This window comes from Ottowia oryzae (genome assembly GCF_003008535.1).
GTDB lineage: Bacteria > Pseudomonadota > Gammaproteobacteria > Burkholderiales > Burkholderiaceae_C > Ottowia > Ottowia oryzae.
Genome location: NZ_CP027666.1, coordinates 2,621,824 through 2,647,053, shown reverse-complemented (window position 1 = coordinate 2,647,053; position 25,230 = coordinate 2,621,824). Strand labels below are relative to the sequence as shown.

The following is a 25,230-nucleotide window of genomic DNA, read 5'->3' as shown; positions in this document are numbered from 1 at the left end:
GCACTTTCGTGCGGCCGCTGGCGGGTGGTGCTGGACACCAACGTGGTGCTTTCGGCGCTGCTTTTCGGCGCTGGCCGACTGAGTCCGTTGCGCGATCACTGGCAGACCGGGCAGATGGTGCCGCTGGTGAGCAAGGCCACGGCGCAGGAACTGCTGCGCGTGCTGGCCTATCCCAAATTTCGCCTGAGCGCGGCTGAGCGCGATGAGTTGCTGGCGGACTATCTGCCCTATGCCGAGACGGTGGCCGTGCCCGACGCATGGACGGATTTGCCCCTGTGCCGCGACCCGAAAGACCAGATGTTCCTGCTGCTCGCGCGTGCCGCAAGTGCGGACGTGCTTGTGACGGGCGATGACGATCTTCTTCAAATGGCGGGCACCGCTGCGTTGCCATTCGACATCTGCACGCCGGCCGCGTTGCTGGAGCGACTGGTGGCAGGCGACAATTGATCTATGAAACTCGCCGAAGCCCTGCTGATCCGCGCCGATCAGAAAAAGAAAATCCTCTCGCTGCGCGAGCGCATTGCGCAGAACGCGCTGGCGCAGGAGGGCGATTCGCCGCGCGAGGACATCGCCAAGCTGATTGCCGAATGCTTTGCCGTGATTGCCGAGCAGCAAGCGCTGGTCCTGAAAATCGACGCGGCGAATGTGGCGGCCAAGTTGCCCGATGGGCGGCCGTTGGCCGAGGTGCTGGCGGCGCGCGATGTGTTGATGCAGCAGCATGCCATTTTGAAAAGCGCGGTAGACGCCACGCACAAAGAGCCTGACCGTTACAGCGCGCGTGAAATCAAATGGGTGCCGCAGATCGACGTGGCGGCCACACAAAAGCAGATGGAAGACCTGAGCAAGAAAATCCGTCAGCTGAATGTGCAGATTCAAGAGACGAATTGGCGCGTGGAGATTTGACGCAGCGCGGCCTGCCGGTGAAGCGCTGCCGGCGTGCCCTTGGTTTGAGGCGCGCTTGCGGCACCGGGCAGCAGCGATACGCGGTGGGCATCGTTGCTCACTGCGCCGGACGCGAAGGCCCTTGAGGCAGGGGAAAGACTATAAAAGTCATAGCTTCTGGCGCAGGCTGCTCCAGCGCCAGAGGCCGATTTGACCACTAGAAAACACATTCTGGTTTTGGAGCGTACCGGGCGAGCCGTCAGACCCCGGCGTGGCCGCCAGGGGGTTGAAAACATACTGGGGGCCTTGGCCCGGCGCGAAGGGCGGCGCCACACCATCACCCAGTCCGCCCGACACCTCTGACACCGCACCTCGTACCCCGCACACCGCACTACCAGACGGCTGGCGGTACGCTCCTCCCTCTTGTCATTGCCGCCCGCTTGATGTTCGCGCCGCACTGGTTTGGGTGCGCGCGTCACTCGGTCAGGGTGGGGCGCATCAGGGCGTCAGCGCTTGCGGCGTCCACAACGTGGTGCGGGCAGGTCAAGGCAGCAAAACGCGACGAGAAGAACGCCGGCCTGGTCAGCCGGGCGCAGCGCGCTCGCCTCTGTAAACGCAGCCGAGGGCGTCAAATCGCTACAGATTGAATAGCTGCCAGCGCCCGCTGAGCCTGCGCTGGACCCCGAAATGTCTTGATAAACCGATGGGCCGGCGCTGGTCAGCCGCGCACCCATTTGCCGTAACGCCACCATGCCCAAGGCAGGTAGTGCATGGCGGCGCCTTCGCCCGTGCGGTGGTGGGCGTGCTGCTTGACCCAGTCTTCCACCTGCTGCCACCAGCGGGCAAATTCGGGGTCTCCGCCGTTGCCTGCGTCGGCCGGCAGGCCGCGCGACCAGTACAGGCGCCCCACGTCTTGCGCGGGGGTGGAGAAGGGGTGGCGCAGGTATTCGATGACGGGCGCGTGCAGCGTGTTGCTCACGCCGGTGTCGTGCGAGCGGCGCTGCACCTCGGGCTGCCAGGCAAAGGCCTTGTTCCAGAGGGCGAAGCGGCGCGACAGTGCATCGCCGCTTCGGCGCGGCGGAAAGTCATCGAGCCAAATGGAATCGGGCGACGGGCTGTCCAGCGCCAGCAGCTGCACGTCGGCCGTGCTGCGCAGAAAGCGGAGAAAGTCGCGCTCGTCGCGCTCGGTCATCGCGACGGCGATTTGCTTACCGGTTCGAGGGGCCATGAATTGATACTAAGCCCAAAGCGCGGGGCAGGGTGCGGGCCAGCCACGTCCCCGGCCCGAAACATCGAAGGCCACGCGGCACGTCCTCAGAACAGGCTTTTGATCCCGTCGAACAGGCCTTTGCCCGCAGCGTCGCCGGCCAAACCACCGATGATGCCGCCGACGATGCCGCCAACCAGCGTGCCTACGCCGGGTACCACCGAGCCAATGGCGGCGCCCGCTGCTGCGCCGCCCCAGGCGCCAGCGGCGCCGCCAACCAGGCCGCTGGCGGCGCGGCCAGTGTTCTCGCCAATGCGGTTGCCATCGTCGCGGAAAGCCTGGGCGACGTTCAGTGCGTCCAGTGCAATGCCAATGGGCCGCACCACGCGCCCGGCCTTGGCCAGCAGTTCGCCGCCGGCACGGACGGATCGGTTGTCCAGCAGCTGCGCCGCGTCCTTGGCCGCTTGCGCGCGCGTTCCGCTGCTGCCGCTGGTCGCGCCGGTTCTGCCCACTTTGGATTCGGTTTCGATGCGGGTGGCGTAGCGAGGGTCATTGGCTGGCACGTCGGCCACCACATCGACGATGCGCTGGCCACCCAGGCGGGGCACCTCTGTCTGCGTCGGCAGTCCCTGAGCGGAGAAGCGGTTGGCGATCGCATCGCGCGCCAGGCTGCCATTCAGGTTGTTGGCCTGTTGCAGGTTCAATCCGCGGGCGGCGGCCTGAGAGGCGTTGAGCGAACCCGGCGGCGGTGTATTGACGCCGGGCACCACGCTGATGCCGTGCGACTCAAGCAGCGTTTTGAGTGGCCCTGTAGGGCCGCCTTTGCTGGTCCATGCGCTTTGGGTGAACTCCCAGCGTTTTTCCAGGATAGGGTTGTTGATCAAGGTCCGGTCGCCCCGATTGGCAAGGTATTGCCCGGTGGCCCATTGACCGGATGGGGCTGGGACGTGATTGCTCTGCTCAGAGGGTTGTTGCGATGCGCTGACCACTTCGCGCGCGAAATTGCCGGCGTCGATGGGGTTCTGGTTTGCCAGCTCTGCCTCGATAGCCGCATACGCTTCAGAGGCGTTTTCTGGGTGGGTGCGCTGGGCGTCTACCGTCCATTGGGCGAGTTGTTGGGTGTCGACGGCGCCGGATCTGGGGTCGGTGGCTTGGCGTATCAGTTGGGTGGCTTGTGCGCGGTTGTCCTGCGCGGCGCCGGAAATCGGTGAATCCTGAACTCGGGATACGGCAAGCTGGCTCATAGCGGCAAAACGTGTGCAACGCCCGGAAAGCGTCAACACGCTGGGTGGTGTACGACGATGGTGACTCTAGCCATCGAAGAGCTGGCTCGCCAGTTGGTACGGTTCCCATTGGAAAGACTACTAGCGGTCTGCGCGGCAGACGCTGCGCCGCTTGCGCCGCGTGGTACAGCGGTCAATCACACGGCTGCCGTCTGCGCCAATGGCCGGGCTATGGGCCGCCGGCATCGCCACGCGACCCTGGTTTTTGCATGCTTCGCTGTGGCGCCACCTGTCTCGCAGACGTCTGGGTTACGTCGCAGCGGCGCTTGAAATCAGTGGCCCGGTACTGGCCATACCCAGTCGCCAGCTTCTTCGCCGCCCGGCGCTGCTGTCAGAACGGGCACGCCGGGTGTCAGCGGCTGGCCGTTCAAGGCCCAGCGGTGCCGGGTGGCGAACTCAAACCCGGCACTCGACTGGCGGCAGGCGATGTCCTGGGTGCGAAAGTCGGGCGCAAAGTCGGCACAGGGCACACCCGGGCTGAGGGCGTTGCTGCCTGAGGGCACGGTGGCCAGGCCGTCGGTGGCGGGCAGGTAGAAGGCGTGGGCAGTGCCGGCGCCGTCGCGCAGCACCAGCAGCTTGTAGCGGCCCGCCTCGGCGGCGGACACGCCGGGCGGCGGCAGCGGCGCGTCAGTCCATTTGTAGGCGCCGGGCGTGACGTCGGACACTCGCACATGCGGCGGCCGGTCGTCGGCAGGTGCGCCACCGATGAAGCGCCAGCCTACCCAAAGCAGCACGAGCGCCGCCCCCAGCGCCATGCCGCGCAGGGCGGAGGCCAGCACCTGGCGGGTCAACGCCAGCGTGTCAGGGGCAGGGTGGTGGGGCATGCGTGGACTTCAGGGCCGTGGCTGGTCTGGTGTAGAGGTTAGATATATAAACGCGCGCTGGCGCCGGTGTTGCCTGCGCGAGCAGCTACGGATAGTGTAGCGGCTGGCGGCCAGACGGCATCGACGGTGCACGTGGGCGAGCCATGTGGATACCGGGCCGAACGGTGGCGGAAGCTCCTACCGCCGCCGTGCCGGTGCTGAGTGAGCGGGGGCTCGCCAAGGCGATCCAAGGTGAGGATGTCGCTGCGCTGGGAAAGCGCTTCAGCGGCTGCTTTGCGCCGAACGTGTCACCCGCCGAGTCCGCGTGATCGAGTTCAGCTGGTTGGCTTCACGGGACGGGGTTCACGCTGTTGGGCTCAAGCGACTTCTCGCCGTCGGCCGGAAACAGCGCTCGCACCGCGCGCTGGATGCCCGCGTAGCCGGTGCAGCGGCACAGGTTGCCGCTCATCATTTCAATGGCTTCGTCGGCGCTGGGCGGGGGGTGCAGCTGGTGCAGCCAGGTCATGTTCATCACCATGCCCGCCGTGCAGTATCCGCACTGCACACCGCCGCAGCGCGCCAGCGCTTCGCGCACGGGCGCACTTTCGCTGGCAGCGGCCACCGATTCGATGGTGCGCACGCGCTGGCCGTGCAGCTGCCAGGCCATCAGCAGGCAGGCGTTGGCGGGTTCGCCGTTCAGCCAAACCATGCAGGCGCCGCAGCGCCCCACCTCGCAACCGCGCTTGGCGCCGGTCAGGTGCCAGCGCTCGCGCAGCAGGGTCAGCAAGCGTGTGTCGGGTGGGCAGCGCAGCTGAACGGGCTGCCCGTTCAGCTCAAACGCGACGTCCAGCTCAACGTCTGTGGGCAGCCCGGGGGTAACTGACAGGTCGTTGTTCATGTCGGGGACTGTTCCAACAAAGCGATCACGCGCAGCGGCGTCATGGGCAGGCGCGAAACCGGGCGCTGCAGCGCAGCGGCAAGCGCGTTGGCAATGGCGGGCACAGCTAAGTTGACGCTGATCTCGCCCGCGCCGCGCGGGCCGATCGGGTCGTTGGGCGGCAGGTTTTCAATCGCGATCAGCTGCATTCGCGGCGCATCCATGATCGAGGGGATGAAGTAGGCGTCCAGGTTGCGCGCGGTGTAGTGGCCGCCTTCGCATTCCAGCTCTTCCAGCAGGCTCATGCCCAAGCCCATCACGGCGCCGCCTTCCATTTGGCCCAGATAACCCTGGGCAGAGGCAACGGGGCCGAGCGCGGTGCACATCACCAGATCCTGCACCTGCACCATGCCGCTCCAGGTGTCGACACGCACCTGCGCCACGGCGGCGCAAGCGCCGAAAACGAAATGGGTGTCGTGCGCGTTGGTGGCAGGGTCTTCAGCGTGCAGTTCGATGTCGATGCAAGGGCGTGCGTCGCCCAGGCGCTGCGCCAGCGCGGCCAGGCTGAGCGATTCACCCCATTCGGCGCGGGCGCGGGCGATCAGGCTGTGCCATTCGTCCTTGGCTTGGGCCAGCGCGCGCCACACCAGCGTGGTGGCGCGCGACGCGGCCACGGGGCCTGAATCTGGCGTCAGCGCCGTATCGCCCAACACCGGGCGAACGTCGGAGGGCTGGCAGCCCAGCCACTGCGCGCACAGGTTGCGAATCGCGCCGCCGAGGTTCTGGCCCAGCTCGGTAAACCCGCAGCGCAGCTCGATCAGTCCGTCAGGCGCCAAAGCCAGCTGCATGCGGCTTTCGCTGGGGCCGCCTTTGCCGAAGCCGTCGCTGCGGTGAATCAGGGCCAGCCCGACGCCATAAGCGTAGCGGCCTTCGCCGTCGCGCCAGTGGTGCGGGCCCTGCCACAGCCCTTGCTGGCGCGCCACGTCCAGCGCGCGGTGCGGGCCGTCAAACGCCACGACGTGCTGGCCCAGCGGGCCTGGGGCATCAGGGGAGGCGAGGTTTATGGCCCGGAAGGCGTCAGGCGCCATGCCGGCAAGGGCGGCCAGCCGGTCCATGTGCTGTTCCAGCGCGAATTGCACCTGCACGGCGCCAAAGCCGCGGAATGCGCCGGCGATGCCGTTGTTGGTGTAAGCCAGCCGCGCCTGGATGCGCACGGCGCGGTACTGGTAGGGGCCGGGGGCGTGCTCGACCGCCGCGTCCAGGACTTCGGGGCCGTGCGTGGCGTAGGCGCCCGTGTCGGCAAGGATGTCGACCTGCTGGAACGTCAGGCGCCCCTGCGCGTCGATGCCGGTGCGCATGCGGATGCGCATGGGGTGGCGCTTGACGCCCAGGTCCACCGATTGCGGCCGCGTGAGGTGCAGACGCACGGGCCGCTGCGCCTTCCAGGCCAGCAGCGCCGCAATGGGCTGAATCGTCAGCTCGTCCTTGCCGCCGTACGACCCGCCGACGGGCGTGCCCACCGCCTGAACTTGGTCGGGGGCCAGGCCTAGCATGTCTGCAATAACTTGCCTTTCGCGCGCCGGGTTGTGGCCGCCAAAGAACAGGCGCAGGCCGCCGTTGCCGTCAGGCTCGGCCACGCCGCCTTCGGTTTCCAGGTAGGTGTGCATCTGGCGCGGCGTGTGGTAGCTGTCCTCCAGCACATGGGCGCTGGCGGCTTCGGCGGCGGCCATATCGCCGCGCTGGTGGTCGACACCGTGCAGCAGGTTGCCGCCGGTGTGGACGTGCGCGTCGGGGGCTAGGTCTTCCGCCAGGGCCGCTTCTGCGTCGTCCACCAGCGGCAGCGGCGCGTACGTCACCTCGATCAGGGCCAGCGCGGCGCAGGCGGTCTCCAGGTCAACGGCCGCAACGGCGGCGACCGGGTCGCCAACGCAGCGCACCTTGTCGTGGCAGAGCACAGGCCTGTCGACCTTGCGCAGGCCATAGTGGGCTACACCGCGAATGTCTGCGTGCGTGACCACGGCGATCACGCCTGGCAAAAGGCACGCCTTGCGGGCGTCGATGTGCAGGATTCGGGCGTGCGGATGCGGGCTGCCCAGAATCACGCCACGCAATTGCCCTGAGGCGACGCGGTCGGTCAGAAAGCCAGGGTTGCCGGTGAGTTTGCTGGCAACGTCGGGGCGGACGTCACAGTGTGCGTCCGCCAATGGCTCGCTGAGCGCGTGCGCTGAGCTGGGGGGCAGGAAATGCCGATCAAGTTCAGTCATGGCCAAGGTGGCTCACAGCAAGCGGCAGTGGCCGGCGATCAGGCGGCTGGTCATGACGGCCAGCGGTTCGGGCAGATCGCGCAGGCACGCGGCGCGCATATCCGCCAGCGTAGGGGCGGGCGTGCTGACCATCGCGGCTTCGACCGCATGCAGGCGGCGGATGGGCGTGCCGGGGGCGCCGGCAGCAGCGCGGACCAAGTGTTGGCCGCGTGAGGCGTCGGCCCAGCGCAGCGCCACGCGCACACGCGCGGGGGTGAAGGCGGCGCGGTAGCCCACCTTCTCAAAAGCCGTAGCCGGCGCACCATGCACATCCGTGCGCGGCAGATGGAAGGCCTGCATCAGCGGCCGGGCGTTGCGCGCCAAGGTATGGGCCAGTGGCTCCAGCGTGCCGTCGGCCAACTCGGCCAGCGCGTCCAGCACCAGCAGCACCGGGCCCGTGTCACCTACACCCCAGGCAATATTGCCGCCCAGAGTCCCAAGCCGCCTCACCCCGGCGGCGCCCAATTGGCCAATGGCTTCAACCAGCAGCGGGGCATGCGCGCGCACCAGCGGGTTTTGACGGACGGCCTCAAGCCGCACATTGGCGCCAATGCGCAGGTGCTCGCCTGCAAGAGAGACGGTTTGCGTCTGCGGCCATGCTTGCGTGTTGATGAAGCAGATGCCAGACGGGGCGCGTCGCACCACGCCTTCCCACTCCTGCTGGACGACCGTGCCGCCGGCGATGAAGCGCGCGCGCGCACCCATCTCGTCAGCCAGCGCTTGCGCGGCCTGTGGCGTGGGTGGCGTGACCAGATGCACTTTGCCGCTCGTCAACAATCAACGGGTGGTCCAAAACCGCTGCTGCAGCGCAGCGATTTCAGCTTCCATGGCGGGGATGGGGCCAATCAGATCGACCGGCTTCTGGCAATGGTCGAACACGTAGCGCGAAGACACGCTCATGGTCGGATTCTCGGCGTGGCTGCCTGTGCACTGCAGCAGCGCATGCTCTGTCATGCCGAACACCACCCGCCCGATGTTGGCCCAGTAAGCTGTGCCCGCGCACATGCAGCAGGGTTCTACCGTGGTGTACAGCGTGCAACCCCACAGGAAATCCGACGCGAAGTTGGTGGCCGCCACGCGCGCCAGGGTCGATTCGGCGTGGTTGACCGTATCGATATTGCACTGCTCCAGCAGCACGGTTTCTTGGTCCGGGCCGACCAGAATGGCGCCAAATGGATGGTGGCCCAGGCCGATGGCACGCTCTGCCACGCGCTGGGCGTGGCGCAGATGACGCTCGATCTGCTCAGGCGTCGGCTTTTTGCCCTGGTCGGGCAACGCAGTTGCGGGTGATTTGTCCATGGAAATTGGGGTGAATGAGCATCAAGCCGCGCTGACCTGGCTCCAGGGGAAGAACCGTTTGTAGACAAGCTGAACGGCGGCATAGAGTGCCAGGCTGCACAGCACCAGCAGGATCAGTGAAGCGAAGGCCACAGGCACCTTGAAGGACGATGTGGCAAACAAAATCAGGTAGCCGAGCCCTTTTTCTGCGGCCACAAATTCGGCAACCACCCCCCCCACGATCGCCAGTGTGATCGACACCTTCAGCGCTGAGAAAATGTAGGGAATGGCAAACGGCAGGCGAATCTGCCAGTACTGCCGACCCGTGGTGGCGCGCAGCGAGCGTGAGAGTTCGACCAGTTCGGCGGGTACCGAAGCCAGCCCGAGGGCGGTAGAGACCACCAGGGGAAAGAACGCGATCAAGGTGGTGATCACAACCCGCGGCAAAAGCCCCGCACCGAGGGAGACGACGATGATGGGCGCGATGGCCACGATGGGTGTCGACTGGATCACCACCAACCACGGCATGACGATGCGCGACAGCAAGGGCGACCGTGTGATCGCCACGGCCAAAGGCAGTGCGAGTGCGATGGCGGCGATGTAGCCCAACAACGCCACTTCCAGCGTGGCACGCAGGTGCTCGAGCCAGCGCGCCAGGCCCATCTCTTGCGCAGCCTGAAAAATAGCGCTGGGCGCGGGGATGATGTATTCCGGCAGCTTAAGCAGGCGGCATGCCGCCTCCCACACGCACAGTGCGGCCAGGAAGACGAGCAGCGAAGCGTGGCGCTGAAGAAATGAAGTCGACATCGTGGTGGGCGTGCGTAGGCAAGGGGGTTCGGCAGGCGCCTGGGTTGAATGAACGCCTAGGCGGGCTGGCGGCTGAACACCTGCACGCGGATGGCGTTGGCCATTTGCGTGAACACTGGATCGGCCAGCGTCGCCATGCTGCGCGGCCGGGGCAGCGGCACATCGATGATCTCGGCCACGCGGCCTGGGCGGGCGCTCATGACCACGATGCGGTCGGAAAGCAGCAGCGCTTCCTGAATCGAGTGGGTGACGAAAACCACGGTCTTGGGCCGCTCGTTCCAGATGCGCAGCAGCTCAAAGCTCATTTCATCGCGCGTTAGCGCGTCCAGAGCCGAGAAAGGCTCGTCCATCAACAGGATGTCCGGGTCGTGCAGCAGCGACCGGGCAATCGACACGCGTTGCTGCATGCCGCCGGATAGCTCGTTGGGGCGCTTGTGGGCGAAGTCCTTCAAGCCGATCATCGCGAGCAGTTCCTGCGCGCGTTGTTGCTCTTTTGCATCCACGCGGCCGAACTTGTGCCGCATGGGAAAGGTGATGTTGTCCAGCACGCTCAGCCAAGGCAGCAGCGTGGGCTTCTGGAACACGATGCCGATCTCATCACGGGGCTCCGTCACCACGTGGTCGAAGATGCGCACGGCCCCACTGGTTGGGCGCAGCAAGCCACCGATCAGGCGCAAGATCGTGGATTTGCCACAGCCCGAGGGGCCGATCAGCGAGACGAACTCATGCCGACGCAGATGCAGATCCACGTTCTGCAGTGCTGTGACGGGCATGCCGTCGCTGGATACGAATGTCTGGGTGACCTCGTCGAGGTCGATCACGTGGTGCATGGAACGGGCCGAAGGTGGTGGTGGCGCGCCGGTAGGGGTTGCTACCCGGCTGAGATCCGCGTTGTTGGCGGCCCCAGCCGCTGGCTGGGGCGCGGACTACTTGGACAGGAAGCTGCGGTCCACCAGTTGTTCGGGGTTGATCTTGGTGATGTCGTAGTTCATCGATTTGGCGACCCAGCCCCACGTCGCGGCGAGCAGCTTGGCGTCGTACGCGCCCATGCCTTCGCGCTGACTGATCTCATTCTTGAGCAGCGGGATAGAGGATTCAAACTCTGCCTTGACCACGGCAACGTCGGCTTCGGGCACCTGGGCCTTGAGCGCCTCGGCAGCTTTCTGGGGCTGCTCGATGGAAAACGCCAGCGACTTGCTCAGCGCCCGCAGGTAGCGCTTGAGCACATCGGGGCGATCCTTGATCGTCTTGTCGCTGGCCAGTGCGGACCACCCGTAGCCGTCCAGACCGAACTGGGTCCATGGCAGCACGGCCAGGTCTTTGTTGGCTTGTTTCAGAACCGCCTGGAACGCGGGTGCCACCGTCACCCAGTTGATGGTGGCGTCCACCCGACCTTGGGCCAGCATGGGCGCCAAGGTGGCGGGGTCGGTTTTGATCACCTTGATCTTGGCGGGGTCGACGCCGTTCTTCTGTAGCACCACCGGCCAGAGCGCGTTGGACGATGAGAACGTGGGCATGGCGACAGTTTTGCCCTCCATGTCCTTGAGTGTCTTGATCTGGCTGTCGACGCGGGTGAAAAGGGCGTCGGGCTGTTTGGAGTACAGCGACATGACGGCCTTTACGGGTACGGGCGACTTGCTTTCTGCCGCGGCCATCATCAATGCGGAAATCCCGCCGAAGCCGACGTCGGCCGCGCCGGAGGCGATCTTGGTGACGGCATCCGAAGAGCCGCGACCGGGAACGATCTTCACATCAAGGCCTTCTGCCTTGAAAAAACCCTGTTGCACACCTGCGTAGACGAAGGCTTTGTCACCCCCGGGCAACCAGTCGAGCTGTACTGTGAGCGAATCTGCTGCGTGAGCGGCTGTGACGCCGAAGGCCAGGGCAAGCGATGCGAGGAGCGGGCGGGTGTTCATGCGGGAGGTCCTGAAAGAAAAAATGAAAAGTAGGCTGAAGCAAGCAGATCAGGTGGGTGCAGTGGAGAAACTTCGATGCAGCGGAATGGCATTCAGCAATGGCATCAAACGCTCGGTCAGCAGCGCGGGGCAGGCAAGCTGGGGCACGTGGCCGCAGTCCAAGGTAACGCTGGACGCGCCAGGTGAAAGCTCCTGCATACGGCGCTGCAGTGGCAGGGCTATCGATCGATCCTGCGTGCATTCCACGTAGATGCGAGGCACTTGACCGTGGCGTGGCGCGCTGAATTGGTTGTGCATGGCTCTTCCGGTTTCGGGCTGCGGGGTCAGGCGCCCGGCGGCTGCCCGGGCGGCGTCTTGATCACAGTCTTGCAAGAACAGTGCCATGGCGGCGTCGGCAGGTACGCAGGTTCGGGTGCGCGTCTCATTCCAGATCAGGTGCGGGCCAATGCCGCTGAAGTCGCAGCCTGGCGTTGCCTGCTCTGCGTCGCGAACCAGATCGCGAAAGCTCATGCTGCTCGGCAACATCATCCCGGCCAGATAGACCAGCGCCCGCACGCGTTCGGGCGCAGCCTCGGCCACCTGGGTCGCCGTGATGCCGCCCCCGCTGTGCCCTACGATCGCGGCGGGCGCGTCCAGCGTTTCAAGAAGGGCCACCACGTGGTCGGTGTATCCCTGGAGGGTGGCGGGTCGGAGGTGGTCTGTGCTGTGGCCATTGCCGGGCAGGTCTACGGTGTGCACCTGCCACTGCTGGCGCTCAAGGAATGGCGCCCAGTTCGAAAACACCCAGCTGCCTTGCCAGGCGCCATGAATCAGCACGATGTGGGGCTTTGGCGCCGTTGCGCAGTCCGGGCGGTGGTTGCTCAGCATGGCAGCGCTTCTCACCCGTACGTCCGCCGATAGCATTCCACTTGATGCTCTTCGACGGTCACCACCGGATAAAGCGGCGCTTCTCCGTCACGCAGGCATGTCGGAATGCATTCGACGCGGTGCAGTGGGTTGCCGGTGAAGAAGAACGGAACGGAGTAGCGCTCCCGCCCCGAGACGTTGATTACCCGGTGCAGCGTTGAGACATAGCGGTTGTTGGTCCAGCGCGCAAACAGATCGCCGATGTTCACCACGTAGGTGCCAGCCACCGGTGGCGCGTCGATCCAGGTCTGCGTACGCACGTCGCGAACCTGCAAGCCCCCCATGGCGTCTTGCAGCAGCAAGGTGATGCCGCCAAAGTCGGTGTGCTCGCCGCAACCTTTTTCCCCCGGCAGGGGCTGGCCCGGTTGGGGCGGGTAGTGCAGCAGGCGCAGCGTGGCTGCCGCGTCCTGCAGGTAACCGTCGAAGTACGCCTCATCCAACGCCAGTGACAGAGCCAGCCCGCGAATCAGCGTCTGACCCAGCGCGTACGCCGCATCAAAGTAGCGCTGCATCACGTTGCGAAAGCCCGGCAAGCCTTGTGGCCATTGGTTGGGCCCCGTGTTGAAGCGCCCGGCCTGCACACGCGGGTCATCCAGCGCAACTTCACGGCCGATATAGAAGCTTTCCTTCAGGTCTGGCGGCGCACCGGTTTCGAGTGTTTGTGCGCGCAAGGGCTCGTAGCCGCGGTTGCAGGTGGAATGGCGCTTGTCGATGCGACGCTTCTCGGCCATGTCCTGCGCGAAGAAGATGCGGCTTTGCTCGAACACGGCGGCGATCAGCGCCTCGTCCACGCCGTGGCCCGAGATGTAGAAGAAGCCTCGCTGCTCACAGGCCTGGCGCAGCTGTTTCGCGACCGCGTGGCGCGCTGCGGTGTCGGCGCTGCGCAGCCCCGATATGTCGATCAGCGGAAGCTGCAGCGCAGCTTGGGAGGGTTCGATGCGCATGCCGTGGGTGGTTGAATCAGAACGATGCAGCGCAGTTTAGGAAGCATGCTGTGCTCGCGATAGCATGCTTTTTGACCAGGGGCGATGCCGAAATCAGCACGGCATACGGGCGCCCCGAATTCCCGGTTCGGCGTGGTGCGCTTTGCACCGATGTGGGGCGAAAGCCCGCTCACGGCTTGGGTAATCCAACCCTTTTTGGCGCTTTGAGGTGCTGCTCTTGCGCCTCACGGTGAGCGATAAGTTCGCTCGCGATCTGGATAAACGCGTCCAGCGCAGGGGGCAGGCTGCGCCCAGACCGGACATAAACACCCAGCTCGGAGTAGACCGGCTGCGGGGTGTCCAGCGGGACGTGGACCAGGCGGCGCTCGGCCAGCTCGCGCTCCAGGCCCAGGCGGCTCTGAAAGAACAGGCCCATGCCGCGCTCGACCAATTGCTTGGCCAATTCGATGGACGATGTTTCCATCACCACATTGAGCGGGCGCTTATGGTGAGCAATCACAGGCTGAAGCAGCCCATGCATCGACAAGTCGGGCGTGGGCAGCACCATGGGATAGGCGGTGCAGGTCACGAAATCGACCCGCGCCAGCCTGCCAATGGGGCGTGTCCGAATTTTTGTGTAAACGGTTCGGACTTCAATTGACGGAGATGCGGTCTCCGAACTGAATGGTAAAGCGGGTCAGCGCGGCCTTCCAATCGCGGATGGGCATGGTCCACTTCTGGCTGATGTTGCGCAGCGCCAGGTAGAACAGCTTGGTCAGCGCCTCGTCGCTGGGGAACAAGCCCCGGTTCTTGGTCAGCTTTCTCAAGCTCATGTTGACCGACTCGATGGCATTGGTGGTGTAGATGACCTTGCGGATTTCCGGCGGGTAATCAAAGAACGGGATGAGCCGGCTCCAGTTCCTGCGCCAGGACTGGCCGATGGGCAGGTACTCGGCATCCCATCGGGCCTCGAACTCTGCGAGCATCAGTTCGGCCTCCTCGGCGGTGGCGGCCGTGTAGATGCGGCGCAGGTCGGCTGCCACTTCCTTGCGGCGCTTCCACGAGACGTAGTTCAGGCTGTGGCGCACCATGTGCACGATGCACAGCTGCACCACAGCCTTGGGGAACACCGCCTCGATGGCATCGGGGAAGCCCTTGAGCCCGTCAACGCAGGCGATGAAGATGTCCTGCACACCCCGGTTGCGCAGCTCGGTGACCACCTGCAGCCAGAACTTGGCACCCTCGGTCTGCGCCAGCCACAGGCCCAGCACCTCCTTCTCGCCATTCATGTTGATGCCGATGGCCAGGTACACCGCCTTGACCCGCACCGCGCCCTCGCGCACCTTCACGTGGATGCAGTCCAGATAGACGATGGGGTAAATCGGCTCCAGCGGCCGGGCCTGCCAGGCCTTGACCTCGTCGGCCACGGCATCTGTCACCGAGGAAATCAGGCTGGGTGAGACCTCGGTGCCGTACATCTCTTCGAGGTGGGCCTGTATCTCGCGCACCGTCATGCCACGGGCGTACAGCGAGATGATTTTGTCGTCGAAGCCGGCCCAGCGGGTCTGGTGCTTGGGGATGAGCTGAGGCTCGAAGCTGCCATGGCGGTCGCGTGGCACTTCGATGGGCAATTCGCCGAACTCGCCCTTGAGGGTCTTCTTGCTCTTGCCGTTGCGGGTGTTGCCAGCGGGGTTGGCCACCGCCTCGTTGCGTTCATGGCCCAGGTGCTCAGTCAGCTCAGCGTCCAAAGCTCGCTCGACCAGCAGCTTGGTCAGTTGCTTGAGCAGGCCGTTCTCGCCGATGAGGTCTTCAGGCTTCTTGAACCGCCCCGTATTTTGAGGAGGCTCCAACACTTGAGAAGATGGAGCCATGAACAAGTCACCGAAGTTCTCCCCGGAAGTGCGCGAGCGCGCCGTGCGCATGGTGCAGGAGCACCGAGCCGACTACCCGTCGCTGTGGGCAGCCATTGAATCGATTGCTCCCAAGATTGGCTGCGCGCCGCAGACCTTGAACGACTGGGTCAAGAAGGCCGATGTCGACAGCGGCCAGCGCCCCGGCACCACCACTGCAGACGCCCTGCGCATCAAGGAGCTGGAGCGTGAGGTCAAGGAATTGCGCCGGGCCAACGACATCCTGAAGACGGCCAGCGCGTTTTTCGCGCAGGCGGAGCTCGACCGCCGATTGAAGTCGTGAAGGCCTACATCGACCGCCACCGTGATGACTACGGGGTCGAGCCCATCTGCCGGGTGCTGCAGATGGCCCCGTCGTGTTACTGGCGCCACGCAGCCCGACAACGCAACCCGCAACTGCGCAGTCAACGCGCCCAGCGTGACGAGGGCTTGAAGGCCGACATCCAGCGCGTGTGGCACGCCAACTGGCAGGTCTACGGGGCCGACAAGGTCTGGCTGCAGATGAACCGCGAGGGCATCGTGGTGGCGCGCTGCACGGTCGAGCGTCTGATGCGTGCCATGGGCTTGCAAGGGGCACGCCGTGGCAGGGCGGTGCGCACCACCACGCCGGATACCTCGGCCCCGTGCCCGCTGGACCACGTCAACCGGCACTTCAAGGCCAGCCGTCCCAACGAGCTATGGGTGTCGGACTTCACCTATGTCTCCACCTGGCAGGGCTGGCTGTATGTGGCCTTTGTTGTGGACGTGTATGCCCGGCGCATCGTGGGCTGGCGAGTCAGCCGCAGCATGCAAACGGACTTCGTGCTGGATGCGCTGGAGCAGGCGCTGTATGACCGCCAGCCAGCAGCCCATGCCTTGACGCACCATTCCGACAGGGGCAGTCAATACGTCAGCATCCGCTACACCGAACGGTTGGACCAGGCGGGCATACAGCCCTCAGTGGGCAGCAGGGGAGACAGCTATGACAACGCGCTGGCCGAGACCATCAACGGTCTGTACAAGGCCGAGTTGATTCACCGCCGGGGACCTTGGAAGACCAGGGAATCCGTGGAACTGGCCACCTTGCAATGGGTGCACTGGTTCAACCATGTCCGATTGCTCACGCCGATTGGGGGCATCCCTCCGGCAGAAGCTGAGGCAAACTACTGGAGGCAACTAGCCGTCAGCGACACCTCGGCAGAGGTGTCAACTTAAACCAAGCGGCCTCCTCGAAAGTCGGGGCGGTTCATCTTGTAGTTGGCCAGCAGGCCAGACAGCAGTTCTTCGGGTACGTTGTGTTTCTTGGTGCTCATTGTGCTTACGGACAGGCCGGCTTGCGTCGGCGTTGGATTGTCCGTTTACACAAAATTCTGCACACCCTCTGCCAATGGGATGGTCCGGCGGGACGACGGCGCCCAGCGCAAACTGCCCCAGCATGCACTGGTGCAAGGCTTCGTGCCGCTCGATCGCGAAGCCGATGCCGACGTCCGCATCACCTTGCGTCACTGCCTTGGCCACCTGCGCAGAACCGCAAGTCACCAGATGCACCCGAACGCCTGGGTAGCGCTCATGCATGTGTGTCAGCAGGGTGGGCATCAGGTCGGCGTTGACGCCTTCCACCGCGGCGACGCTGACCGAGCCGCGCCGCACGCCGCGCAGCATGTCAAGCTCGCTGCGCAGCCGCACCTCATCCTGCAACACAGTGATGACGTGCCTTGAGAACACTTCTCCGGCGGGGGTAAGCCGCAGGCCTTGCGTCATGCGCTCGAACAGCGGGGAACCGATTTCTTCTTCCAGCTGCAGCAGCTGGCGATTGACGGCCGAGGACGCGACGTGAAGCCGCCGCGCGGCCTCACGGATCGACCCGCTGCGGCGGATCATGTCAAAGTACTTGATGGCGCGGGCATGGATGTGCATGCCACGTGCACTGCATATTGGGTGCCAACGCGTGCATGCGCGCAGCGATCCGCGCGGGTGGTACCGAATCAACCTGCCGACTAAGGCAGCGCCTGGCCGGCGCGGCTGGGCGCTCCAAAGCGCCGAATCAAACCGCTTCCAGCACTTCCAGCAGCTCGTGCTCGATGGCCAGCTGCGTCTTGTTGTGCTGCAGTTGCGCGCCTTGCAGCAGGAACATGTCTTCCACGCGCTCACCCAGGGTGGTGACTTTGGCCAGTTCCACGTCGATCTGGTGGGCGGCCAGGATGCGGGCGATGCTGTAGAGCAGGCCGACGCGGTCGCTGGCGGTCACGGTCAGCAGCCAGTGCTGGGCCTTGTCGTCGGGCCGCAGGTCGATGCGCGGGGTGACGGGAAAGCTTTTGACCCGGCGCGACACGCGGCCCAGGCGGGGCGCCGCCAGCGCGTCGGTACTGGCGATGGCCTTGGGCATTTCGGCTTCGACCATGTGGATGAATTCGCGGTAGTGATCTACCTCCATCGTGCTGACGATCTGGAACGTGTCCAGTGCGTAGCCGTTGCGCGTGGTGTGGATCTTGGCGTCCAGGATCGAGAAGCCCGCGCGGTCGAAGTAGCCGCAGATGCGGGCGAACAGGTCGGGCCGGTCGTTGGCGTACACCAGCACCTGCAAACCTTCGCCGATGGGCGAAAGGCGGGCGCGCACGATGGTGATCGGCTTGAGATCGGCAGCGGCCTGCTTATCAGAAGAAAAATTGCCTCCAGCGCCCGCTGCACCAGTGCTGGCAGCTATGGATTGAGTAGCAACGGGCGGCTGGGCAGCGCCGGCGCCGGGTGCCTTCGCACCCGCATCTGCGCCCAAGGCGCTGGGCAGGGCAGAAGCCGCAGCCTTGCCGGCAGCTGCTGCAACTGGTGCCGCGCGCACGTGCCGCGCCAACTGGCGCGTGTGCCAGGCGATGTCGCCCGCGTCGTGCCGCATGAAGTAGCTGACGTCCAGCGTGTCCCACAGCGGCTTGTGGCTGTCGTGCCGTTCAGACGCCAGTGCCAGCTGCACCAGCGCCTCGCGCTTGCGCGCCTCGATGAGCGCGCCGGGGTCAGGGGCGCGCCCGCCCAGTGCACGCACGGTGAGCTTGTACAGGTCTTCCAGCAGCTTGCCCTTCCAGGCGTTCCACACCTTGGGGCTGGTGCCGCGCACGTCGGCCACCGTCAGCAGGTACAGCGCCGTGAGGTTGCGCACGTTGCCCACACGCTTGGCGAAGGCGGCGATCACGTCGGGGTCGCTCAGGTCTTCCTTCTGGGCGATCTGGCTCATCAGCAGGTGCTCGCGCACCAGAAACTCGATCAGCTGCGCGTCCGCGGTGTGAATGCCGTGCTGTTGGCAAAAGCGCCGCACCTCAACGGCGCCCAGCTCGGAATGGTCGCCGCCGCGCCCCTTGGCGATGTCGTGGAACAGCGCAGCCACGTACAGCAGCCAGGGCTTGTCCCAACCGGCGGCCAGCTGCGAGCAGAACGGGTATTCGTGCGCGTGCTCGGCCATGAAGAAGCGCCGCACGTTGCGCAGCACCATCAGGATGTGCTGGTCCACCGTGTAGACGTGGAACAGGTCGTGCTGCATTTGCCCCACGATGCGCCGGAACACCCACAGGTAGCGCCCCAGCACCGAGGTCTGATTCATCAACCGGAAGGCATGGGTGATGCCCTGCGGCTGCTGCAGGATGGCCAGGAAGGTCTTGCGGTTGACCGGGTCGATGCGAAACGCGTGGTTCATCAGCGTGCGCGCGTTGTACAGCGCCCGCAGGGTGCGCGCCGACAGGCCTTTCAGCCCCGGTGTCTTGGCGAACAGCAGGAAGGTTTCGAGGATGGCGTGCGGGTCGCGCTCGTACAGGTCGTCGCTGGCCACCTCGATCAGGCCGCTTTTGTCGTAGAAGCGGTCGTTGATGCGGCGCAACTCGGGCGCGGGCTCGCCGTGGCGGGTGCGCAGGTACTCTTCCATGCCCTGCAGCAGGATCTGGTTGAGCTGGGTCACCGCCTTGGCCGCCCAGTAATAGCGGCGCATCAACACTTCAGAGGCGCGCAGTGAAATGCGCCCGTTGTCGCCCACGCGGTGCGTCATGCCGAAGGATTCGGCCACCGCGTTCTGCAAATCGAACACCAGGCGGTCTTCGCGCCGTTTGGCGATCAGGTGCAGTCGCGTGCGGATCATGGCCAGCAGCGATTCGTTGTGGCGCAGCTGGCGCACTTCGTGGTGGGTGGCCAGGCCGGCACGGGCCAGGTCTTCCCAGCGGCTGCCGATGCCTGCGGCGCGCGCCGTCCACAGGATGATCTGCAGATCGCGCAGGCCGCCGGGCGATTCCTTGATGTTGGGCTCTAGCGCGTAGGGCGTGTCTTCGTATTTGGCGTGGCGCTGGCGCATCTCCAGCCGCTTGGCGGTGAAGAAATCCAGCGCGTCCAGCTGTGCGGTGAAGCGCTTTTGAAAGTCGCGGAACAGCTTGCGGCTGCCGGTGATCAGGCGCGCTTCGAGCAGCGCGGTTTGCACCGTCAGGTCTTGCTCGGCCATGGCCACGCACTCATCGGCGTTGCGCACACTGGAGCCGATGTCTAGCCCGGCATCCCAGCAGCTGCCGATGAAGCGCTCGATGCGCTCGCGCAGCGCGGCGTCGGCGGCCGGGTCCATGTTGCTGGGCAGCAGCACCAGCACGTCGACGTCGGAATAGGGGAAAAGCTCGCCCCGCCCGTAGCCGCCCACGGCTGCCAGCGCCATTTCGTCGTCCAGAGCCGCTTCGGCCCACAGCGCGCGCAAGGCGTCGTCGGCCAGGCGCGCCAGTTTGGCCAGGGATGTCCGAACGCCACGCACGCCAGGCGCGGCATTGCGCATGGTGTCCAACAGGGCCGACTTGTGCTGGCGGTATTGCTCACCCGCCTCCGCGGGCGCAGCGTGCGGTGCAGGTGTGTGTGCAGCGTCTGTCGGCATGGGCAGCGCGCCGGTGGCGTCGCAAAAAAGGAGGGTTGGACGAAACGGCGGCTGCGGTGGCGGCGGACGCCCTCAGGCCGGCAGTTCGTGCGGCATGCCCTGCACGAAGGCAGGAATGGGCGGGCTGCCAGCCGACAGCGTCAGCACCTCGTAGCCCGTGGGTGTGACCAGCACGGTGTGCTCCCATTGGGCGGACAGCGAACGGTCCTTGGTCACGATGGTCCAGCCGTCCGGCATCTCTTTGATGTCGCGCCGGCCGATGTTGACCATCGGTTCGATCGTGAACGTCATGCCGGGCACCAATTCGGTGCCTGTGCCGGGGCGGCCGTAGTGCAGCACCTGCGGGTCTTCGTGGAAGTTCTGGCCGATGCCGTGGCCACAGAATTCGCGCACCACCGACAGGCCGTGGCCTTCGATGAATTTCTGGATGGCGTGGCCGATGTCCCCCAGCCGCGCGCCGGGCTTGACCTGATCGATGCCCAGCCACATGGATTCGAAAGTCAGCGCGTTCAGGCGCTTGGCGGCAATCGAGACTTCGCCTATTTCAAACATGCGGCTGTTGTCGCCATACCAGCCGTCCTGGGTGATCACGGTCACGTCGACGTTGACCATGTCGCCCTTTTTCAGGGGCTTGTCGGCCGGAATGCCGTGGCAAACCACGTGGTTCACCGAAGTGCATACGTGGCCGGGGTAGGGCGGGTAGCCGGGCGGCTGGTAACCGATGGTGGCCGACCGCACGCCATGGCGCGCCATGCTTTCGGCGCTCAGCCGGTCAATTTCCAGGGTGGTGATGCCGGGGTGGATGTGCGGCGCGATTTCGTCCAGCACTACCGAAGCGATGTGGCAGGCCTTGCGCATGCCTGCAATGCCGGCTTCGTCTTTGATGGTGATGCTCATGCGCCGAATTATCCCACCCAGTGCGCTGCCGCGCAGGCGCTTGTCCCAGCGCCCACGCAACCAGCCCGCCTATGCGGCCGGCCCTACTTGCTCTCGTGTTCGCCGGTCTTGCGCACCTCGGCCACCGTGGCGGCGGTGACGGCAGGCGCCTGGTTGCCCCAGCCGGCGCGCACGAAGGTGGCGACGTCGGCCACTTCCTGATCCGACAAGCGCCACGCCAGTGAGGGCATGGAGAACGTGCTCGGCCGAGTGCGGGTCGCCGGCACTTGGTGGCCCCGCAGGATGACGGCGATCACGTTGTGCGGGTCGTGTGTCAGCACCACGCTGTTGCCCGCCAGCGCGGGAAAGACTTCGCCGTAGCCCTTGCCGTCGCTGCGGTGGCAGGCGGCGCAGCTGTCAAGGTACGTGGCGGCGCCGGGCTGGCGAACGTCGCCACGCCACAGTGCCTGCGCCGTCGCATCGTCGTAGCGGTAGGCCGGGCCACCTGGCTTGGCGGGCGACAGGCTCTTGAGGTACGCGGCGATGGCGTTCAGGTCGCCATCGCTCAGGTACTGGGTGCTGTGATCGACCACGTCGCGCATGCCGCCAAATACGGCGGTGTGCGGGTTGCGGCCGGTCTTGAGCAGGGCGGCGATGTCGGGTGCGCTCCAGCGGCCCAGGCCGTCGGCGTCGTCGCCCCGCAGGTTCTTGGCCTGCCAGCCGTCCAGCACCGCGCCGCCGGCCAAAAACAGGGGGTCGCTGCCGGTCAGGCCTTTTTCCTGCATCGTCAAGCTGGCGCGCGGGGTGTGGCAGGTGCCGCAGTGGCCCAGCCCGTCGACCAAATAGGCACCGCGCACCAGCGGGTCGGCTGTTGGGGCGGCTTGGTCTGCCGTGGCCTGGACTTTGGCGGGGTTGGGCGCGAACAGCGCAGACCAGATGCCCAGTGGCCAGCGCATCGACAGCGGCCACGGAATGTCGTTGTCGGGCACGGCCAGCTGCACAGGCTGTACGCCTTGGGTGAAGTAGGCGTACAGGTCGCGCATGTCGTTTTCACTGATGCGCGCGTACGAAGGGAATGGCATGGCCGGGTAAAGGCGGCCCTTGCCCTTGGCGTAGCCGTGGCGCACGGCCTGGTCGAAATCCTCGAAGCTGTAGCCGCCAATGCCGGTGGTGGCATCTGGCGTGATGTTGGTGGAATACACGGCGCCCAGCGGCGTGGGCATGGGCAGGCCGCCCGCGAAGGGCTTGCCGCGCGGTGCGGTGTGGCAGGCCACGCAGTCGCCAGCGCGGGCGAGGTAAGCGCCGCGCACCACGGGGTCGGTGCCGATGTTGGCCGGCAGGGGTGGCGGGGCGTTGTGTGGCGCGGCGGTGACCATGGCCTGCGGGCCCTTCAAGGCCGTGGCGGCCTTGGCTGGTGTGGCCTGCGCCGCCGTATTAATCTGGCCAAGAGCCCAGCCGCCGTAGCCTAGAAACCCCAGGCTGAGTAGCGCCGCACCGGCACGCACGCCGGCGCGCGAACGGCTGCGGGCGCGCTTTTGGTGGGCGGGCGGATGGGTCAGGTGCACTGCTTCTGCCGCGCTGGAGGGTGATCGCTGATCGGTCATGCTGCGATTCCTTCAGGCCTTGATGAGCGCGCCAGGGCTGCTCAGGTATTGCTGGCGGATGGCGCGGGCCGTCCAGTAGGCGAGGGCGGCGACCAAGCCGGTCGGGTTGTAGCCCAGGCCTTGCGGGAAGGACGAAGCGCCCAGGGAAAACACGTTGTGCACGTCCCACGACTGCTGGTAGCGGTTGACGGCGCTGGTCCGTGGGTCGGTGCCCATGATGGCGCCACCGTTGAGGTGGGTGGTCTGGTAGCTGCGCATGTCGAAGTGGGTGCCTTCCTTCTTGCCGTACACACCCACCGCCTTGCCGCCCATGGCACGGGCTACTGTGCCCAGCTTGTCCTGCATGAACAGGTTCATCTTGATGTCGTTGGGCTGCCAGTCGAAGGTCATGCGCAGCAGCGGCAGGCCGTGCGCGTCGCGGTACGTCGGGTCAAGGCTGAGGTAGTTGGCGCGGTAAGACTGGTGCGCGCCATGCGCGTCCATCGACACGTGGTGCGCGTAGTAGTCGGCCGTGGCGGCTTTCCACTGGCTGCCCCAGCCGGGCACGCCCGGCGGCGTGACCGAGGCAGATATGGGCTTGGTGCCCGCCTGGTTCACCCAGAACGGCGAGCCGCCCACGAAGCCTGCCGGGCCGTGGTCGAAGTTGTCGGCGTTGAAGTCGTCCAGCGCAATGCCGTTGCCGCCCGCACCGATGAAGGTGTTGGTGTAGTGCTGATCCTTGCCAAAGAACACCTTGAGCGTGGCCATGTTCTGGTACGCAAAGTTGCGCCCCACCACGCCGGTGTTGGCCACCGGGTCGTAAGGCTGGCCGATGCCCGAGAGCAGCAGCATGCGCACGTTGTTGAACTGGAACATGCACAGCGCCACGATGTCGGCGGGCTGGAATACCTCTTGCCCGACCGCGTCGATGTAGGTCACGCCGGTGGCGGTCTTGCCATCCGCCGCCAGATTCACGCGCGTGACCTGGCATTGCGCACGCAGCTCAAAACGTGGCTCCATGCGCAGCGCGGGCAGCACGTTCACGTTGGGCGAGGCTTTCGAATACATGTAGCACGCGTAGCCGCTGCAGAAGCCGCAGAAGTTGCACGGGCCCATCTGCGCGCCGTACGGGTTGGTGTACGGCCCCGACGTGTTGGCAGAGGGCATGTTGTAGGGGTGGTAGCCCAGTGATTCGGCGGCCTTACCAAACAGCGTGGCGGACACCGAATTCATCTGCGCAGGCAGCGGAAAGTCGTTTGACCGATCCGGCGCAAACGCGTTGCCTCCCTTGCCTTGGCCCACGTTCTGGCCCTTCACCGTCCAGGCGGTGCCCGAGGTGCCGAAGACCTTCTCGGCGAAGTCGAAGTGCGGCTCCAGCTCGGTATAGTCCACGCCGAAATCCTGGATCGTCATGCCATCCGGGATGAAGTTGCGCCCGTAGCGCTCTTCGTAGTGGCTGCGCAGCCGCAGCTCGACCGGGTCGACGCGAAAGTGCACGCCAGACCAATGCAGCCCCGCGCCGCCCACACCGGTGCCGGGCAGAAAGGCCGCCAGCTGGCGATTGGGGACGGCCACGTCGGCAGTGGTGTGCCGCACCGTCACCGTTTCGCGGGAGACGTCCACAAACAGCTTCTTGCGCGAGTTGTAGGTCAGCTCGTCCATCGTCTGCGGGTACACGCCGTCGGGGTCGGTATCGCGCGCGGGGCCGCGCTCTAGCGCGACCACGTTCAGTCCGGCTTCGGTCAGTTCCTTGGACAAGATGGCGCCGGTCCAGCCGAAGCCCACCACCACCACATCGGTTTTCTTGAGTGTCTTGGCCATGTCTTTCAGCCTTTCGCGCGCACGCCGTGGATCGAGACCGGCGGCAGTGGGTACTTCTCGTCGCGTTCGACCCAGTCCATGAAGTCGGCGCGCGCGCCGGGAAAGCCGATCAGCGTCCAGCCGACCATGCCCTTGTTGCCGCCGTGCAGCGGGTCGCTGAAAAAGCCTTCGCGCGTGTTGGTGAGCAGCAGTGAAAAGAAGGTGGCCGAGGGCAGGCTGCCGAAGCCGTCGATGCCTTTTTCCATCGCCGCCAGCGCCTTGTCTTGGTCAGCGGCGGGTAGGTCGGCCAAGGGCTTGCCCAAGGCCTTTTGGCACCAGCTGTTCGCGGCGGCAATGCCCAGGCGGTACAGCTCGCGCGGCGTGAGCTTGAGCTGGTAGCCCATCTCCGGCACGGCGTCGGGCACGAAGGGGCCTTGCATGTACCAGAGCGCGCCCGTAGCGTACGGGCTGTTCATCTGCCGGTCGATGAATTCGGGCACGCCGGCCTCCAGCGCGCCGGGGCCCCGGTCGTCGTTCGGAATCAGCCGCGCCACCGCCGCCTGCAAGAAGCGGTATTCGTCGGCGCTGAAAAAGCTGGGCGTGTAGCTGGCTGCGGCGCCCAGCTGCGGGTCGACGCGTGGCCGGGCACTTCGGGCAGGTGGTTGGCGGCGCTGCTGGCCACCGCAACGGCCCCGGCGCCACTGGCGGCCGCCAGCGTCGCTGGCACCAGCGGAATGGACCGCCGCAAAAAAGTGCTGCGCGACGGGTTGGCAGCGCCTGTCGATTTGTCAGGTTTCTCTTCGTGCCAAGGTGGGATATCGGCGGGAGTATGCGCGCCAGAGGCTGGTCGCTTTGTAAGGAATCTTCGGCTCAGCGGCCCTTGCGTCGGAGGACGCCCCCATTTGTATGCAGACGTCTTTTGCGGCGCCAATGTGCGAATGCCTTGCGCGGCCGGCCGCCAGAGCCCGTCCTCTACAATGCCACCCTCGTTTCTCCGTCCCGGCGCAGTCTGTTT

23 protein-coding genes and 1 other annotated feature are annotated in these 25,230 nt (G+C 65.7%); of the genes, 3 read left to right on the top strand and 20 right to left on the bottom strand.

The window, feature by feature from the left end; genetic code table 11:
• The first annotated feature begins 27 nt into the window (after positions 1-27).
• Both C6570_RS12055 and C6570_RS12050 read left to right on the top strand, forming a co-directional pair.
• Positions 28-447 carry a putative toxin-antitoxin system toxin component, PIN family gene (locus C6570_RS12055; protein ID WP_245896179.1) on the top strand — a complete coding sequence of 140 codons (420 nt, stop codon included), beginning with the start codon at positions 28-30 and terminating at the stop codon, positions 445-447.
• Between the two features lie 3 nt (positions 448-450).
• Entirely contained in the window at positions 451-903 is a 453-nt protein-coding gene (locus tag C6570_RS12050; RefSeq protein ID WP_106703431.1) for a DIP1984 family protein, read from the top strand.
• A 697-nt stretch (positions 904-1,600) separates the two neighbouring features.
• Here C6570_RS12050 and C6570_RS12045 read toward each other — a convergent pair.
• The 14 genes from C6570_RS12045 to C6570_RS11980 form a co-directional block, all read right to left on the bottom strand.
• Entirely contained in the window at positions 1,601-2,110 is a 510-nt protein-coding gene (locus C6570_RS12045) for a hypothetical protein (RefSeq protein ID WP_123812256.1), read from the bottom strand.
• A gap of 86 nt (positions 2,111-2,196) precedes the next feature.
• The gene (locus C6570_RS12040) at positions 2,197-3,333 is read right to left on the bottom strand and encodes a hypothetical protein (RefSeq protein WP_106703429.1); all 1,137 of its coding nucleotides are present in this window, start codon (positions 3,331-3,333) and stop codon (positions 2,197-2,199) included.
• 311 nt (positions 3,334-3,644) lie between these two features.
• Positions 3,645-4,196: a hypothetical protein gene (locus C6570_RS12035; RefSeq protein WP_106703428.1), complete on the bottom strand. Its 552-nt coding sequence runs from the start codon at positions 4,194-4,196 to the stop codon at positions 3,645-3,647.
• A gap of 328 nt (positions 4,197-4,524) precedes the next feature.
• A complete protein-coding gene (locus C6570_RS12030; protein WP_106703427.1) occupies positions 4,525-5,073 on the bottom strand; it encodes a (2Fe-2S)-binding protein in 549 nt (182 codons plus the stop codon).
• The gene (locus C6570_RS12025) at positions 5,070-7,316 is read right to left on the bottom strand and encodes a xanthine dehydrogenase family protein molybdopterin-binding subunit (RefSeq protein ID WP_106703426.1); all 2,247 of its coding nucleotides are present in this window, start codon (positions 7,314-7,316) and stop codon (positions 5,070-5,072) included. The genes C6570_RS12030 and C6570_RS12025 overlap by 4 nt, the downstream gene beginning before the upstream one ends.
• 12 nt (positions 7,317-7,328) lie before the next feature.
• A complete protein-coding gene (locus C6570_RS12020) occupies positions 7,329-8,129 on the bottom strand; it encodes an FAD binding domain-containing protein (protein ID WP_245896178.1) in 801 nt (266 codons plus the stop codon).
• A 3-nt stretch (positions 8,130-8,132) separates the two neighbouring features.
• Entirely contained in the window at positions 8,133-8,654 is a 522-nt protein-coding gene (locus tag C6570_RS12015) for a nucleoside deaminase (protein ID WP_106703425.1), read from the bottom strand.
• A gap of 21 nt (positions 8,655-8,675) precedes the next feature.
• Positions 8,676-9,440, bottom strand: coding sequence for an ABC transporter permease (locus C6570_RS12010; protein WP_106703424.1), 765 nt, complete (start codon positions 9,438-9,440; stop codon positions 8,676-8,678).
• Between the two features lie 56 nt (positions 9,441-9,496).
• Positions 9,497-10,270, bottom strand: a complete 774-nt coding sequence (locus C6570_RS12005; RefSeq protein ID WP_106703423.1) for an ABC transporter ATP-binding protein — start codon at positions 10,268-10,270, stop codon at positions 9,497-9,499.
• Positions 10,271-10,366: 96 nt separating this feature from the next.
• A complete protein-coding gene (locus C6570_RS12000) occupies positions 10,367-11,356 on the bottom strand; it encodes an ABC transporter substrate-binding protein (RefSeq protein WP_106703422.1) in 990 nt (329 codons plus the stop codon).
• 48 nt (positions 11,357-11,404) lie between these two features.
• The gene (locus C6570_RS11995) at positions 11,405-12,223 is read right to left on the bottom strand and encodes an alpha/beta fold hydrolase (RefSeq protein ID WP_106703421.1); all 819 of its coding nucleotides are present in this window, start codon (positions 12,221-12,223) and stop codon (positions 11,405-11,407) included.
• Positions 12,224-12,234: 11 nt separating this feature from the next.
• On the bottom strand, positions 12,235-13,206 hold the full coding sequence (locus tag C6570_RS11990) for an isopenicillin N synthase family dioxygenase (protein ID WP_106703420.1): 972 nt from the start codon (positions 13,204-13,206) through the stop codon (positions 12,235-12,237).
• A 169-nt stretch (positions 13,207-13,375) separates the two neighbouring features.
• A complete protein-coding gene (locus C6570_RS11985) occupies positions 13,376-13,753 on the bottom strand; it encodes a LysR substrate-binding domain-containing protein (protein WP_106703419.1) in 378 nt (125 codons plus the stop codon).
• Positions 13,754-13,838: 85 nt separating this feature from the next.
• On the bottom strand, positions 13,839-15,056 hold the full coding sequence (locus tag C6570_RS11980; RefSeq protein WP_106703418.1) for an IS256 family transposase: 1,218 nt from the start codon (positions 15,054-15,056) through the stop codon (positions 13,839-13,841).
• Here C6570_RS11980 and C6570_RS11975 point away from each other — a divergent pair.
• Positions 15,055-16,289 (top strand): IS3 family transposase gene (locus C6570_RS11975; RefSeq protein WP_106701051.1). Its coding sequence is split into 2 segments (ribosomal slippage): positions 15,055-15,343 and positions 15,343-16,289, totalling 1,236 coding nucleotides; the frame shifts between segments, so codons are not numbered across the junction. The two genes, C6570_RS11980 and C6570_RS11975, sit on opposite strands and share 2 nt — an antisense overlap.
• Positions 15,333-15,449: a sequence feature (AL1L pseudoknot), on the top strand. (Overlaps the previous gene by 117 nt.)
• Here the strand turns inward: C6570_RS11975 and C6570_RS11970 are convergent.
• From C6570_RS11970 to C6570_RS11945, 6 genes are all read right to left on the bottom strand, one after another.
• A complete protein-coding gene (locus C6570_RS11970; protein ID WP_106703417.1) occupies positions 16,281-16,991 on the bottom strand; it encodes a LysR family transcriptional regulator in 711 nt (236 codons plus the stop codon). The two genes, C6570_RS11975 and C6570_RS11970, sit on opposite strands and share 9 nt — an antisense overlap.
• A gap of 127 nt (positions 16,992-17,118) precedes the next feature.
• Positions 17,119-19,956, bottom strand: a complete 2,838-nt coding sequence (locus tag C6570_RS11965; RefSeq protein WP_245896177.1) for a [protein-PII] uridylyltransferase — start codon at positions 19,954-19,956, stop codon at positions 17,119-17,121.
• 72 nt (positions 19,957-20,028) lie between these two features.
• Positions 20,029-20,853: a type I methionyl aminopeptidase gene (map, locus tag C6570_RS11960; protein WP_106703416.1), complete on the bottom strand. Its 825-nt coding sequence runs from the start codon at positions 20,851-20,853 to the stop codon at positions 20,029-20,031.
• An 83-nt stretch (positions 20,854-20,936) separates the two neighbouring features.
• Positions 20,937-22,436: a c-type cytochrome gene (locus tag C6570_RS11955; RefSeq protein WP_106703415.1), complete on the bottom strand. Its 1,500-nt coding sequence runs from the start codon at positions 22,434-22,436 to the stop codon at positions 20,937-20,939.
• Positions 22,437-22,448: 12 nt separating this feature from the next.
• Positions 22,449-24,236, bottom strand: coding sequence for a GMC family oxidoreductase (locus C6570_RS11950; protein ID WP_106703414.1), 1,788 nt, complete (start codon positions 24,234-24,236; stop codon positions 22,449-22,451).
• Positions 24,237-24,241: 5 nt separating this feature from the next.
• On the bottom strand, positions 24,242-24,781 hold the full coding sequence (locus C6570_RS11945) for a gluconate 2-dehydrogenase subunit 3 family protein (RefSeq protein WP_106703413.1): 540 nt from the start codon (positions 24,779-24,781) through the stop codon (positions 24,242-24,244).
• Positions 24,782-25,230 lie beyond the last annotated feature (449 nt).